General features: G+C 56.3%; 15 protein-coding genes. 14 read left to right on the forward strand and 1 reads right to left on the reverse strand.

Annotated features, from left to right (window positions below):
• Positions 1 to 59: 59 nt before the first annotated feature.
• Entirely contained in the window at positions 60 to 794 is a 735-nt protein-coding gene (gene cysH / locus ACMYSN_RS20070) for a phosphoadenosine phosphosulfate reductase (protein WP_123756725.1), read from the forward strand.
• A 78-nt stretch (positions 795 to 872) separates the two neighbouring features.
• Here the strand turns inward: cysH and ACMYSN_RS20075 are convergent, their stop codons facing one another.
• Positions 873 to 1,916, reverse strand: coding sequence for a Zn-dependent exopeptidase M28 (locus ACMYSN_RS20075; protein WP_462495930.1), 1,044 nt, complete (start codon positions 1,914 to 1,916; stop codon positions 873 to 875).
• 247 nt (positions 1,917 to 2,163) lie between these two features.
• Between ACMYSN_RS20075 and cysG the strand changes: the two genes are divergently transcribed.
• The 13 genes from cysG (at position 2,164) to rpoS (ending at position 13,456) form a co-directional block, all read left to right on the forward strand.
• On the forward strand, positions 2,164 to 3,570 hold the full coding sequence (gene cysG, locus ACMYSN_RS20080) for a siroheme synthase family protein (RefSeq protein ID WP_462498299.1): 1,407 nt from the start codon (positions 2,164 to 2,166) through the stop codon (positions 3,568 to 3,570).
• 32 nt (positions 3,571 to 3,602) lie between these two features.
• The gene (gene cysD, locus ACMYSN_RS20085; protein WP_434583303.1) at positions 3,603 to 4,511 is read left to right on the forward strand and encodes a sulfate adenylyltransferase subunit CysD; all 909 of its coding nucleotides are present in this window, start codon (positions 3,603 to 3,605) and stop codon (positions 4,509 to 4,511) included.
• Positions 4,512 to 4,520: 9 nt separating this feature from the next.
• The gene (gene cysN, locus ACMYSN_RS20090) at positions 4,521 to 5,948 is read left to right on the forward strand and encodes a sulfate adenylyltransferase subunit CysN (RefSeq protein WP_123756730.1); all 1,428 of its coding nucleotides are present in this window, start codon (positions 4,521 to 4,523) and stop codon (positions 5,946 to 5,948) included.
• Positions 5,948 to 6,553 carry an adenylyl-sulfate kinase gene (gene cysC, locus ACMYSN_RS20095; RefSeq protein WP_462495931.1) on the forward strand — a complete coding sequence of 202 codons (606 nt, stop codon included), beginning with the start codon at positions 5,948 to 5,950 and terminating at the stop codon, positions 6,551 to 6,553. Before cysN ends, cysC begins: the two co-directional genes overlap by 1 nt.
• 48 nt (positions 6,554 to 6,601) lie before the next feature.
• On the forward strand, positions 6,602 to 6,928 hold the full coding sequence (locus ACMYSN_RS20100) for a DUF3561 family protein (RefSeq protein WP_123756732.1): 327 nt from the start codon (positions 6,602 to 6,604) through the stop codon (positions 6,926 to 6,928).
• Positions 6,929 to 7,068: 140 nt separating this feature from the next.
• Positions 7,069 to 7,380: a cell division protein FtsB gene (gene ftsB, locus ACMYSN_RS20105; protein WP_123756733.1), complete on the forward strand. Its 312-nt coding sequence runs from the start codon at positions 7,069 to 7,071 to the stop codon at positions 7,378 to 7,380.
• Between the two features lie 19 nt (positions 7,381 to 7,399).
• A complete protein-coding gene (ispD, locus tag ACMYSN_RS20110; protein WP_462495932.1) occupies positions 7,400 to 8,110 on the forward strand; it encodes an IspD/TarI family cytidylyltransferase in 711 nt (236 codons plus the stop codon).
• Entirely contained in the window at positions 8,110 to 8,589 is a 480-nt protein-coding gene (gene ispF / locus ACMYSN_RS20115) for a 2-C-methyl-D-erythritol 2,4-cyclodiphosphate synthase (RefSeq protein ID WP_123756735.1), read from the forward strand. Before ispD ends, ispF begins: the two co-directional genes overlap by 1 nt.
• A complete protein-coding gene (gene truD, locus ACMYSN_RS20120; protein ID WP_462495933.1) occupies positions 8,586 to 9,635 on the forward strand; it encodes a tRNA pseudouridine(13) synthase TruD in 1,050 nt (349 codons plus the stop codon). The genes ispF and truD overlap by 4 nt, the downstream gene beginning before the upstream one ends.
• On the forward strand, positions 9,616 to 10,377 hold the full coding sequence (surE, locus tag ACMYSN_RS20125) for a 5'/3'-nucleotidase SurE (RefSeq protein ID WP_462495934.1): 762 nt from the start codon (positions 9,616 to 9,618) through the stop codon (positions 10,375 to 10,377). Before truD ends, surE begins: the two co-directional genes overlap by 20 nt.
• A complete protein-coding gene (locus ACMYSN_RS20130) occupies positions 10,371 to 10,997 on the forward strand; it encodes a protein-L-isoaspartate(D-aspartate) O-methyltransferase (protein WP_123756738.1) in 627 nt (208 codons plus the stop codon). The genes surE and ACMYSN_RS20130 overlap by 7 nt, the downstream gene beginning before the upstream one ends.
• 124 nt (positions 10,998 to 11,121) lie before the next feature.
• On the forward strand, positions 11,122 to 12,246 hold the full coding sequence (nlpD, locus tag ACMYSN_RS20135; protein WP_462495935.1) for a murein hydrolase activator NlpD: 1,125 nt from the start codon (positions 11,122 to 11,124) through the stop codon (positions 12,244 to 12,246).
• Between the two features lie 217 nt (positions 12,247 to 12,463).
• Positions 12,464 to 13,456: an RNA polymerase sigma factor RpoS gene (gene rpoS / locus ACMYSN_RS20140; protein WP_123756740.1), complete on the forward strand. Its 993-nt coding sequence runs from the start codon at positions 12,464 to 12,466 to the stop codon at positions 13,454 to 13,456.
• Positions 13,457 to 13,487: the final 31 nt, after the last annotated feature.

Consider the following 13,487-nt stretch of genomic DNA (forward strand, 5'->3'; position numbering starts at 1 on the left):
TGGTTTTGTAGGCCGGGCACAGGCAGTATCGCCCGACGAAACAGGCTAATGAGGTCCTTATGTCCGTACTCGATCTAAACGTGCTTAACGAATTACCGAAGGTCGATCGCGTTTTGCAACTAGCGGAAACCAACGCGCAGCTGGAGAAGCTCAGCGCCGAGGAGCGCGTCGCGTGGGCGCTGGAAAACCTGCCGGGCGACTATGCGCTCTCTTCCAGTTTCGGTATTCAGGCGGCGGTCAGTTTGCATCTGGTGAATCAGATCCGCCCGGATATCCCGGTGATCCTCACCGATACCGGCTACCTGTTCCCGGAAACCTATCAGTTTATCGACGAGCTTACCGACAAGCTGCAGCTCAATCTGAAGGTGTATCGCGCAGAAACCAGCCCAGCCTGGCAGGAAGCACGCTACGGCAAGCTGTGGGAGCAGGGCGTTGAAGGGATTGAGAAATACAACGAGATCAACAAAGTCGAACCGATGAACCGGGCGTTGAAATCGCTGAACACCCAGACCTGGTTTGCGGGCCTGCGTCGGGAGCAGTCCGGCAGCCGCGCCACGTTACCGGTGCTGGCTATCCAGCGCGGCGTCTTTAAGGTGCTGCCGATCATCGACTGGGATAACCGTACCGTCTACCAGTATCTGCAAAAACACGGCCTGAAGTACCACCCGCTGTGGGACCAGGGCTATTTGTCGGTGGGCGATACCCATACGACCCGCAAATGGGAACCGGGCATGGCGGAAGAAGAGACGCGCTTCTTTGGCCTGAAGCGCGAGTGCGGATTGCACGAAGGGTAAATAGCTGGCCCTGTAGCCATTTTCCTGTAATGCCCTCTGTCTGAACGACGAGGGCATTTTTGTAACCAGCCAGCCCAGTCAACGCTGCGTTTCGGTCTTCGCCAGCTCTTTGATCAGCGGCAGCATCACTTTGACGACATCGCGGCTGCGGTGCTCGATGCGGCCCGGCAGGGCTTTATCGATATGCTGTTGGTTATCCAGCTGCACGTCATGCCAGCTGGTGCCCTGCGGGAAAGAGGCCGATTTGTTGCGCTGCTGATAGCCATCTTTCTTGCCCAGCGCCCAGTTGGTAGCCTCTACGGATAACACCGGGATCCCGGCGCTATCAAAAACGCTGGCGTCATTACAGCACCCGGTACCTTTGGGATAATCAGGATTGAGCCCAGGATTGGTGTAGGCGGCAATGCCTTTGCTGCGGGCGATGGCCAGGGCGCGGTCACGGGTAAGTTTGCGGATCGCGGCGGGAGTGCTGCGGCCGCTGTTAAAATAGAGCTTATCGCCGACCACCAGATTGTCGAGATTAATCACCAGCAGCGTATTTTTCTTCTCCGCATCGCTCATCCGTTTGAGGACATTTTGCGCGCCGAGGCTACCTTCTTCTTCGCCGCTGGAGGCGATAAAGCGGATGCTGTAACGGGTCGGGACATTTTTCAGGTGTTCCGCCAGCTCCAGCAATACGCCTACCCCGACGGCGTTATCGTCAATACCCTGCAGGGTTAAGCCACCGAGGTTGTTCTCGACATCGGTATCGCTTCTTGGCGCATAGGTATCGAGGTGTGCCATCACGATGATCTGCTGGCGATCTGAGCCCTCATGTGCCGCGATGACGGTGCTGCCGGTGACGTTTTGCCAGTTTTTGCGCGCATCTTTATTACTGTAGATATAGCGCGCGTGGAAGCTGCGAATGTCGCTCTGGTAGCCCATCTGGGCAAATTGCTGGCGAACGTAATCCGCCGACAGCATCTCTGCGGGCGTTCCGGTCATTCTGCCGGGGAAAACTGTCGCGATATGACGAGCCTGGGTATTTGCGGTATCACCCATGGCGCTGAACGCCGGGGCGGAGAAGACAAAACCTGCGCCAAGCGCCAGGGGAAGCAGGCGGCGGCACAACGCGGAATACATAGAAAGGTCCTTTCTCGGCGGGAATATTTTAACCCATGTAGTATGAAACTGTGACCGGGGTTAAACAATTTCATTTCCTCTTAAATCGCGGAAAAATCGCGTGTTAAGCACTTTTTGATATTTGTATTTCCAGCTCGTTATTCTTTTGGGTAACAACTCATTCCATTTAGTAATTTCATTTGCTCTAAGCAGCACCCTATAGTCGCTCTATGACTGAATGTAAGCGAGTTGTTGCACCGTGGACTATTTGCCCTTATTTGCCGAAGTGAAAGAAAGACCTGTGCTGGTAGTTGGCGGTGGGGAGATTGCTGCGCGCAAAATTCTGTTTCTGCGCAGGGCCGGCGCCAGGGTTCAGGTGGTGGCAGCGGAGCTATCCGAAGCCATCGCCGGGCAGGTTGAACGCCAGGAAATCAGCTGGCGCGCTAAGGCGTTTGAAGAGCAACAACTTGACGATGTTTTTCTGGTGATTGCCGCGACCGACGATGATGCGCTTAATCAGCGAGTCTCGGCGGCGGCAAATGCCCGTTACCGCCTGGTTAACGTTGTCGACAATCAGCCGCTGTGCTCGGCGGTGTTTCCCTCCATTGTGGACCGCTCCCCGCTGCTGATTGCCATTTTCTCTGGCGGTTCGGCGCCGGTACTGTCCCGGCTGATTCGCGAAAAAATTGAAGCCTTACTGCCGACCAATCTCGGACGCGTTGCCGAAGCGGCAAGCTACTGGCGGCATCATATTAAAACCCATCTGACCACCACGGCAGCGCGGCGTCGCTTCTGGGAGCGGGTGTTCAATGGCCGTTTTGCCAGCCTGATGATCGCCGGCAACAAAGCCGCCGCCGATAAGGCGCTGGAAGATGAACTGCATCAGCCGGAAAAACGGCTGGGCGAAATTATTCTTGTCGGAGCAGGGCCGGGAGATGCCGGGCTGCTGACGCTGCGAGGCCTGCAGGCGGTCCAGCAAGCCGACGTGGTGTTTTATGACTCTCTGGTGACGCCGGAAATCCGCGAGCTGGTGCGTCGTGATGCCGACATGATCTGCGTCGGCAAACGGGCTGGCGAACACTCCGTGCCTCAGCATGAAACCAACCAGATGCTGGTGGATGCGGCGCGAGAGGGCAAAACGGTAGTGCGTCTGAAAGGCGGCGATCCGTTTATTTTCGGTCGCGGTGGCGAAGAGCTGCAGGCGGCTGCGGCGGCGGGGATCCCGTTTCAGGTGGTCCCGGGCGTTACGGCAGCGGCAGGGGCCACAGCCTACGCCGGTATTCCGCTTACCCATCGCGATTATGCCCAGAGCGTGACCTTTGTGACCGGCCATTTCAAGGCGGACAGCGCGTCGCTCGACTGGACGCAGCTGGCACAAAGCCGACAAACCCTGGCTATCTACATGGGCACCCTGAAAGCGGCAGAGATCAGCGCACAGCTGATCGCCCATGGCCGGGATGCTAACACGCCAGTGGCGGTGATTTCTCGTGGTACCCGTGCCGATCAGCAAACGACGACGGGCACGTTACAACAGCTGGAACAGCTGGCGAAAGAGGCTCCGATGCCAGCTCTGCTGGTCGTGGGCGAAGTGGTGCAACTGCATCAACAGCTCGCCTGGTTTCAACACTCAACTCAAGCAGAGGCATTTAATGCGTCTGTGGTAAATCTGGCTTAGTCCCGGCGCGACAGGCCTTATAAGGAACGGTTATGGACCAAAAACGACTCACTCACCTGCGGCAACTGGAAGCAGAAAGCATCCATATAATTCGTGAGGTGGCCGCCGAATTCTCTAACCCGGTGATGATGTACTCCATCGGTAAAGATTCCAGCGTGATGCTGCATCTGGCGCGTAAAGCGTTTTATCCGGGAACCTTGCCTTTTCCGCTGTTGCACGTGGATACCGGCTGGAAATTCCGCGAGATGTACGAGTTCCGTGACCGTACCGCGAAAGCCTACGGCTGCGAGCTGCTGGTGCATAAAAACCCGGAAGGGGTGGCGATGGGCATTAACCCGTTCGTTCACGGCAGCGCCAAGCACACCGATATCATGAAGACCGAAGGCCTGAAGCAGGCGCTGAACAAATACGGCTTTGACGCCGCGTTTGGTGGAGCCCGTCGTGATGAAGAGAAGTCGCGCGCCAAAGAACGTATCTACTCGTTCCGCGATCGCTTCCACCGCTGGGATCCGAAAAACCAGCGCCCGGAGCTGTGGCACAACTACAACGGCCAGATTAACAAAGGCGAAAGCATCCGCGTCTTCCCGCTCTCCAACTGGACCGAGCTGGATATCTGGCAGTACATCTACCTGGAAAATATCGAGATCGTTCCGCTGTATCTGGCAGCCGAGCGCCCGGTGCTGGAACGCGACGGGATGCTGATGATGATCGATGACGATCGCATTGATTTACAACCGGGTGAGATGATCAAAAAACAGATGGTGCGCTTCCGTACTCTGGGCTGCTGGCCGCTGACCGGCGCGGTAGAATCCAATGCGCAAACGCTGCCGGAAATTATTGAAGAGATGCTGGTTTCCACAACCAGCGAACGTCAGGGTCGCATGATAGACCGCGACCAGGCCGGCTCCATGGAGCTGAAGAAACGTCAGGGGTATTTCTAAGGAGCCGCCATGAACACGACAATTGCACAACAAATTGCTAATGAAGGCGGCGTAGAAGCGTACCTGCACGCGCAACAGCACAAAAGCCTGCTGCGTTTCCTGACCTGCGGTAGCGTCGATGACGGCAAAAGTACCCTGATTGGCCGCCTGTTGCACGATACCCGTCAGATTTACGAAGATCAGCTCTCATCGCTGCATAATGACAGTAAACGTCACGGTACCCAGGGTGAGAAACTGGATCTGGCGCTGCTGGTGGATGGCCTGCAGGCCGAGCGCGAGCAGGGCATCACCATCGACGTGGCCTATCGCTATTTCTCCACCGAGAAGCGCAAATTTATCATCGCCGATACCCCGGGGCATGAGCAGTACACCCGTAATATGGCGACCGGTGCCTCCACCTGCGACCTGGCGATTCTGCTGATGGACGCGCGTAAAGGCGTCCTCGATCAGACCCGTCGCCACAGTTTCATTTCTACCCTGCTGGGGATTAAAAACCTGGTGGTAGCGGTGAATAAAATGGACCTGGTGGACTTCAGCGAAGAGACGTTCAACCGCATTCGCGAAGAGTATCTGACCTTTGCCGGACAGCTGCCGGGCGATATCGATATCCGCTTTGTACCGTTGTCTGCCCTGGAAGGGGACAACGTCGCTTCCCAGAGCGCCAGCATGCCGTGGTACAGCGGCCCGACGCTGCTGGAAGTTCTGGAAACCGTTGAAATTCGCCGGGCGGTAGAAAACCAGCCGCTGCGTTTCCCGGTGCAGTTCGTCAACCGCCCGAACCTCGACTTCCGTGGTTTTTCCGGCACGGTAGCCTCAGGCAACGTGACGGTCGGACAGCGTCTGAAGGTGCTGCCATCTGGCGTAGAATCCAGCGTTGCCCGCATCGTGACCTTTGACGGCGACCTGCAGGAAGCCGGCGCCGGTGAAGCCATCACCATCGTACTAAAAGATGAAATTGATATCAGCCGTGGCGATTTGCTGGTGGATGCGCAGGTTTCTCTGCCGGCGGTACAGAGCGCCAGCGTGGATGTGGTGTGGATGGCAGAGCAGGCGTTAGCTCCGGGCCAGAGCTATGACATCAAAATTGCCGGCAAGAAAACCCGCGCGCGGGTCGACGGCATTCGCTATCAGGTGGACATCAATAACCTGACCCAGCGTGAAGTCGACGCACTGCCGCTGAACGGCATTGGGCTGGTGGATCTGACCTTTGACGAACCGCTGGTGCTGGATAAATACCAGCATAACCCGGTGACCGGGGGACTGATCTTTATCGACCGTCTGAGCAACGTCACGGTAGGGGCTGGCATGGTGCGTGAGCCGCAGGAACAATCCCAGGCATCGGCATCGTCCTTCAGCGCATTTGAACTGGAGCTGAATCAGCTGATTCGCAAACATTTCCCACACTGGGACGCTCGCGATCTGCTGGGAGGCAAGTAATGGCCCGGCATGACGAAAATGTCGTCTGGCACGCCCATCCTGTTACTCAGCAGCAACGTGAACAACACCACGGCCATCGCGGCGTGGTGCTGTGGTTTACCGGGCTGTCCGGCTCCGGTAAATCCACCGTCGCCGGTGCGCTGGAAGAGGCGCTGCATCAGGCCGGCGTCAGCACCTATCTGCTGGATGGCGATAATGTGCGTCATGGCCTGTGCAGTGACCTGGGATTCAGTGATGACGATCGCAAAGAGAACATTCGCCGCGTTGGCGAAGTCGCCCGACTGATGGTTGATGCGGGACTGGTTGTGTTGACCGCATTTATATCTCCGCATCGTGCTGAGCGACAGATGGTGCGGGAACGGCTGGGGGAAGGACGCTTTATCGAAGTGTTCGTCGACACCCCGCTGGCTATCTGTGAAGCGCGGGACCCGAAAGGGTTATACAAGAAGGCGCGTGCGGGTGAGTTGCGTAACTTTACCGGGATTGATTCAGTGTATGAATCACCGGAACAGGCGGAAATTCATCTGGATGGGGAACAATTGGTAACAAATTTGGTGCACCAACTATTAGACCTCCTCAGACAGAGCGATATTATCAGATCCTGAAACGGCGACGGCACTGCGATACCGGTCGCCCGGTCAACAGGATTCGATATGCGTAACACCCAGAACCTCAGTCTTATTCGTTCAGAACCACCCGCGGTGGCCAATGACGAGACCACCTGGTCTCTGTCAGGGGCGGCCGTGGGCTTTATATCATGGCTGCTGGCGCTGGGTATTCCCTTCCTTATGTATGGCAGCAACACGCTGTTTTTCCTGCTCTACACCTGGCCGTTTTTCCTTGCACTGATGCCGGTCGCCGTGGTGGTCGGTATTGCACTGCACTCTTTGTTGAACGGTAAACTCCTCTACAGCGTCTGCGCGACGATTTTGACGGTAGGACTGATGTTTGGCCTGCTGTTCCTCTGGTTACTGGGATAGTTCTTTTTGTGTGAGAATCTAGCCTGGGTATCAGCGACAGAAATGTGTTACAGTCCCCGCGTTACGCGGCATCGTCCGCGCGTCGGAGCAACAAACTCAGACGAGTTTTGGGATGATGATGCCGTTTTTCAGGGGGCAGAATGGGTAAATTAACGCTGCTGCTATTGGCTTTGCTGGTCTGGCTGCAGTACTCACTGTGGTTCGGTAAAAATGGTCTGCATGACTATAGCCGGGTGAACGACGACGTCACCGCGCAGCAAACCACTAACAGCAAATTAAAAGCGCGCAACGATCAGCTCTTCGCAGAAATCGACGACCTCAACGGTGGTCAGGAAGCGATCGAAGAACGCGCACGCAATGAATTAAGCATGACCCGCCCGGGCGAAACCTTTTATCGTCTGGTCCCGGATGCGTCTAAACGCAACCAGGGGTCGGCGCAGAACTCTCGATAAACCAGCCCAGGATTAAGACATGGCAGCCACTTTTCCGGGTGTTTGCGCCGTGGTGCCGGCCGCCGGCTTTGGCCGCCGGATGCAAACGGAATGCCCGAAACAATATCTCTTAATCGGTAACAAAACGATTCTCGAACACACGGTTGCCGCGCTGCTGGCCAATGCCTGTGTTCAGCGCGTGGTGATTGCCGTCAGCCCTGGCGATGTTCGCTTCAGCCAGTTGCCGTTAGCCAGCCACCCACAAATTACCGTCGTCGACGGCGGCGCAGAACGCGCTGACTCTGTACTGGCTGGCCTGCAGGCGCTGCCAGACGCCGGGTGGGTGCTGGTGCATGATGCGGCGCGTCCGTGCCTGCATCAGGACGATCTTAACCGTCTGCTGACGCTGCGTGAAACCAGCCGCGTGGGCGGTATTCTCGCCGCGCCGGTGCGCGACACCATGAAACGCGCTGAACCCGGCAAGACCGCCATTGCTCATACAGTCGATCGCAATGACTTATGGCACGCCTTAACACCGCAATTTTTCCCTCGTGAATTACTCCTCGAATGCCTGACGCGTGCGCTCAATGAACGGGCCACCATCACCGATGAAGCGTCGGCGCTGGAGTACTGTGGCTTCCATCCCGAACTGGTAGCCGGACGAGCTGATAATATTAAAGTGACGCGCCCGGAAGACCTGGCGCTGGCAGAATTTTACCTTACCCGTTCCCCACACCAGGAGAAAGCATAATGCGAATTGGACACGGTTTTGACGTACACGCTTTTGGCGGTGAAGGCCCAATCATTATTGGTGGGGTGCGAGTGCCTTATGAGAAAGGGCTGCTGGCCCACTCTGATGGTGACGTAGCGCTGCACGCGTTGACCGATGCTCTGCTGGGGGCCGCGGCGCTCGGGGATATCGGCAAGCTGTTCCCGGACACCGATCCGGCTTTCAAAGGCGCCGACAGTCGCGAACTGCTGCGTGAAGCCTGGCGGCGGATTCAGGCCAAAGGCTATACCCTTGGCAACGTCGATGTCACCATTATTGCCCAAGCGCCGAAAATGCTGCCGCATATTCCTCAAATGCGCGTCTTTATTGCCGAAGACCTCGGATGCCACATGGATGACGTTAACGTAAAAGCCACCACCACCGAAAAGCTGGGGTTCACCGGCCGCGGCGAAGGTATCGCCTGCGAAGCGGTGGCGCTGCTGCATAAGGCTGCGCAATGATTGCTTTCAACGACCTCACCTGGCTGCATGGTCAACCGCAGGGGCAGGGGCTTCTGAAAGCCAATCCGGAAGATTTCGTGGTGGTCGAGGATCTGGGCTTTGGGCCTGATGGCGAAGGCGAGCATCTGCTGGTGCGGATCCTCAAGAAAGACTGCAATACGCGGTTTGTCGCCGACGCGCTGGCGAAATTCCTTAAAATCCATGCCCGTGAAGTGAGCTTTGCCGGGCAGAAGGACAAGCATGCCGTCGCCGAACAGTGGCTATGCGCCCGGCTGCCGGGTAAAGAGATGCCTGACCTGAGCAAGTTTCAGCTGGAAGGCTGCCAGGTACTGGAATACGCGCGGCATAAACGCAAGCTGCGTCTCGGCGCCCTGAAGGGTAACCAGTTTACCCTGATTCTGCGGGCAATCAGTGACCGTGACGATGTTGAACAGCGTCTGCAGGCCATCGCTGCGCAGGGCGTGCCGAACTATTTCGGCGCCCAGCGTTTTGGGATCGGCGGCAGCAACCTGCAGGGCGCACTGCGCTGGGCGGAGAGCGGCGCACCGGTTCGCGATCGCAATAAACGCAGTTTTTGGCTGTCGGCGGCACGTAGCAGCTTGTTTAATCAACAAGTCAGTATTAGATTAAAAAAACCGGAATTTAATCAGGTTGTTGATGGCGATGCGCTACAATTAGCGGGGCGCGGGAGTTGGTTTGTCGCCACCTCTGAAGAACGCGAGCTGCTGCAGGCACGGGTTGATAGCCGTGAACTGATGATTACTGCTGCCTTACCGGGGAGCGGTGACTGGGGCAGCCAACGCGATGCGCTGGTTGCCGAACAGGCGGCCATTGCTGAAGAGACGCAGCTTCAGGCTCTGCTGGTGCGTGAAAAAGTGGAAGCGGCACGCCGGGCGATGCTGCTCTATCCGCAGCAGATGAGCTGGAACTGGTGGGATGACGTAACCGTTGAACTGCGTTTCTGGCTGCCAGCGGGCAGCTTCGCCACCAGCGTGGTAAGGGAACTTATCAATACAACGGGTGACTATGCGAATATTGCTGAGTAACGATGACGGGATTCATGCGCCGGGCATTCAGACCCTGGCGAAGGCCTTGCGCGAGTTTGCTGAGGTCCAGGTAGTTGCACCCGATCGTAACCGCAGTGGCGCATCGAATTCCCTGACACTGGAGTCTTCGCTTCGTACTTTCACCTTCGATAACGGCGATATCGCCGTCCAGATGGGCACGCCAACGGACTGTGTCTATCTCGGCGTTAACGCCCTGATGCGTCCTCGCCCGGATATTGTGGTCTCAGGGATCAACGCCGGGCCAAATCTCGGCGATGACGTCATCTACTCTGGCACCGTCGCAGCCGCGATGGAGGGCCGCCACCTTGGCTTCCCGGCACTGGCCGTCTCTCTGAACGGCCACAAACACTACGATACCGCGGCGGCCATCACCTGTTCCATTCTGCGCGCCTTAAACCGCGAACCGCTACGAACCGGTCGAATCCTCAATATCAACGTCCCGGATCTGCCGCTGGAGCAGATTAAAGGCATTCGGGTCACCCGCTGTGGCAGTCGTCATCCCGCCGATCAGGTGATCCCGCAAAAAGATCCGCGCGGCAATACGCTGTACTGGATTGGTCCGCCGGGGGAAAAACACGACGCCGGGCCGGATACCGATTTTGCAGCAATAGATGAAGGCTATGTCTCAGTGACTCCGCTGCACGTTGATTTAACCGCCCATCAGGCTCACAGCGTGGTGAGTGACTGGCTGAATCGCGTTGGGGTGGATACACAATGGTAAGCAAACGTGTTGAAAGTCTGCTGAATCAACTGCGCACGCAGGGCATTGTCGACGAGCGGGTGCTGGAGGCGATAGCCCTGGTACCCCGTGAAAAATTCGTTGATGAAGCCTTTGAGCATAAGGCGTGGGAAAACACGGCATTGCCAATCGGCCAGGGGCAAACTATCTCGCAACCCTACATGGTGGCGCGGATGACGGAGCTTCTGACCTTAGCGCCGGAGTCGCGAGTGCTGGAAATTGGCACCGGTTCCGGTTACCAGACGGCGATCCTGGCACACCTGGTGCATCACGTCTGTTCGGTCGAACGTATTAAGAGTTTGCAGTGGCAGGCGCGTCGTCGTCTGAAGCAACTTGATTTACATAATGTTTCAACCCGCCATGGTGATGGATGGCAGGGTTGGACCGCACGCGCGCCTTTTGATGCGATAATCGTCACTGCCGCGCCGCCGGAAATTCCGCCTGCGCTGCTGGCGCAGCTGGATGAAGGTGGCGTGCTGGTTTTACCGGTCGGCGAGGAACATCAGTATCTGAAACGGATCCGCCGTCGCGGTGATGAGTTTGTGATTGATACCGTCGAAGCCGTACGCTTTGTTCCCCTGGTTCAGGGGGAGCTGGCGTGAGACCCGGATTAATCCATGTTTTTTTTGCCTGACTTTAGGCGTAGGGTGGACACATTTTCAGTGTCCTGGCCGGGTGTTACCCGGTAAGCAAGATATTGGCAGTTAACATATTCCTGGGGGATAAATGAGCGCGGGAAGCCCAAAATTTACCTTAAGTCGCATTGCGGCATTATCACTGGTTTCACTCTGGCTGGCAGGTTGTTCAAATAACAATAACCCGCCTGCACCGGTTAGTTCAGCGGGTGGAACCTCCTCTTCCGGAACCAATTCCGGGATGCTGATTACCCCGCCGTCGCCAACAGGATCCTCCACAGCGGTACAGACCGCACCGCAGATTCAGCCGGTTCAGACGCCGACAACGCAGGTTCAGCCTGTAGCGCAACAGCCGGTGCAGACCGTCGATGGTAAGATCGTCTATAACCGTAAATATGGCGATATTCCGAAAGGTAGCTACACCGGTGGCAGCACTTACACCGTGAAACGCGGCGACACGCTGTTCTATATTGCGTGGGTTACCGGCAACGATTTCCGTGACCTTGCCCAGCGTAATAATATCCCCGCACCGTATGGCCTGAACGTCGGTCAGACGCTGCAGGTTGGCAACTCTGCCGGCCAGCCGATTACCGGCGATAACGCGGTTGCCCAGGCCAGCGCACAGTCCAGCGGCGGTATGACGGCGGCCACAACTTCTGCACAAAAATCCACCGCAGTGGTTGCGTCGCAACCAACTATTACGTATTCTGAATCTTCAGGTGAACAGAATGCTAATAAGATGTTGCCGAACAATAAGCCTGCGACGACTACCGTCGCGCCGGTTACGGCTCCAGCTGTCAGCACTACCCAACCGACTGCAAGCAGTACGTCAACCAGTTCGCCGATCTCCGCATGGCGCTGGCCGACTGACGGCAAAGTTATCGAAAACTTTAGTGGTGCCGAAGGCGGCAATAAAGGGATTGATATTGCAGGCAGTAAGGGACAGGCTATTGTCGCGACAGCTGATGGTCGCGTCGTCTATGCCGGTAATGCGCTGCGCGGTTACGGTAATCTTATTATCATCAAACACAACGATGATTACCTGAGTGCCTACGCTCATAACGATACAATGCTGGTCCGGGAGCAACAGGAAGTTAAAGCGGGGCAGAAAATCGCTACCATGGGTAGCACCGGCACCAGCTCAACAAGATTACACTTTGAAATTCGTTACAAGGGGAAATCCGTCAACCCGCTGCAATATTTACCGCAGCGATAATTTGGCAGAGTACGGATAAGCGTCATATCAATTTACTGGCGTCAGGCCGGTTGTCATCGCCCCTTCAGTGGGGCAAAAGTTTCCGTCCTGGCGTTGTTTAATTGATATATACCCTAAATAATTCGAGTTGCAGGAAAGCCAACGCTTATGCAGCTTGAAGTAGGACGGGTAATCGCGAAGGTGCTTTGCTCAGGGATCACGGGTAGGAGCCATCTTTATGAGTCAGAATACGCTGAAAGTTCATGATTTAAATGAAGACGCGGAATTTGATGAGAACGGAGTCGAGGCCTTCGATGAGAAAGCCTTAGTAGAAGAGGAACCCAGTGATAGCGATCTGGCTGAGGAAGATCTCCTGTCGCAAGGCGCAACACAACGCGTGCTTGATGCGACACAGCTCTATCTTGGTGAGATTGGTTATTCCCCACTGCTGACGGCGGAAGAAGAAGTTTATTTCGCTCGTCGCGCGTTGCGTGGTGATGTCGCATCACGCCGCAGGATGATCGAAAGTAACCTGCGGTTGGTGGTGAAGATTGCTCGTCGTTACAGCAATCGTGGTCTGGCGCTGCTGGATCTGATTGAAGAGGGCAACCTGGGGCTGATCCGTGCGGTTGAGAAGTTTGACCCGGAACGTGGTTTCCGTTTCTCAACTTACGCAACCTGGTGGATCCGTCAAACGATTGAACGGGCGATCATGAACCAAACCCGTACCATCCGTTTGCCTATCCATATCGTTAAAGAGCTGAACGTCTATCTGCGTACCGCCCGTGAGTTGTCCCATAAACTGGACCACGAGCCGAGTGCGGAAGAGATTGCCGAACAGCTGGATAAGCCGGTTGATGACGTGAGCCGTATGCTGCGTCTGAACGAGCGCATTACCTCGGTGGATACCCCGCTGGGTGGTGACTCGGAAAAAGCGCTGCTGGATATTCTGGCCGATGAGAAAGACAACGGTCCGGAAGACACCACGCAAGACGATGATATGAAACAAAGCATCGTTAAATGGCTGTTCGAACTGAACGCCAAGCAGCGTGAAGTGCTGGCCCGTCGTTTCGGTTTGCTGGGTTATGAAGCCGCTACGCTTGAAGATGTTGGCCGTGAAATCGGTCTGACCCGCGAACGCGTTCGTCAGATTCAGGTTGAAGGTCTGCGCCGCCTGCGGGAGATCCTGCAAGGCCAGGGGCTGAACATCGAAGCGCTATTCCGCGAATAAGACATTTTCTCTCAAAAAGGCCCGATCGAAA

It is taken from the genome of Klebsiella sp. R445 (assembly GCF_051131755.1).
Lineage (GTDB): Bacteria > Pseudomonadota > Gammaproteobacteria > Enterobacterales > Enterobacteriaceae > Klebsiella > Klebsiella lignicola.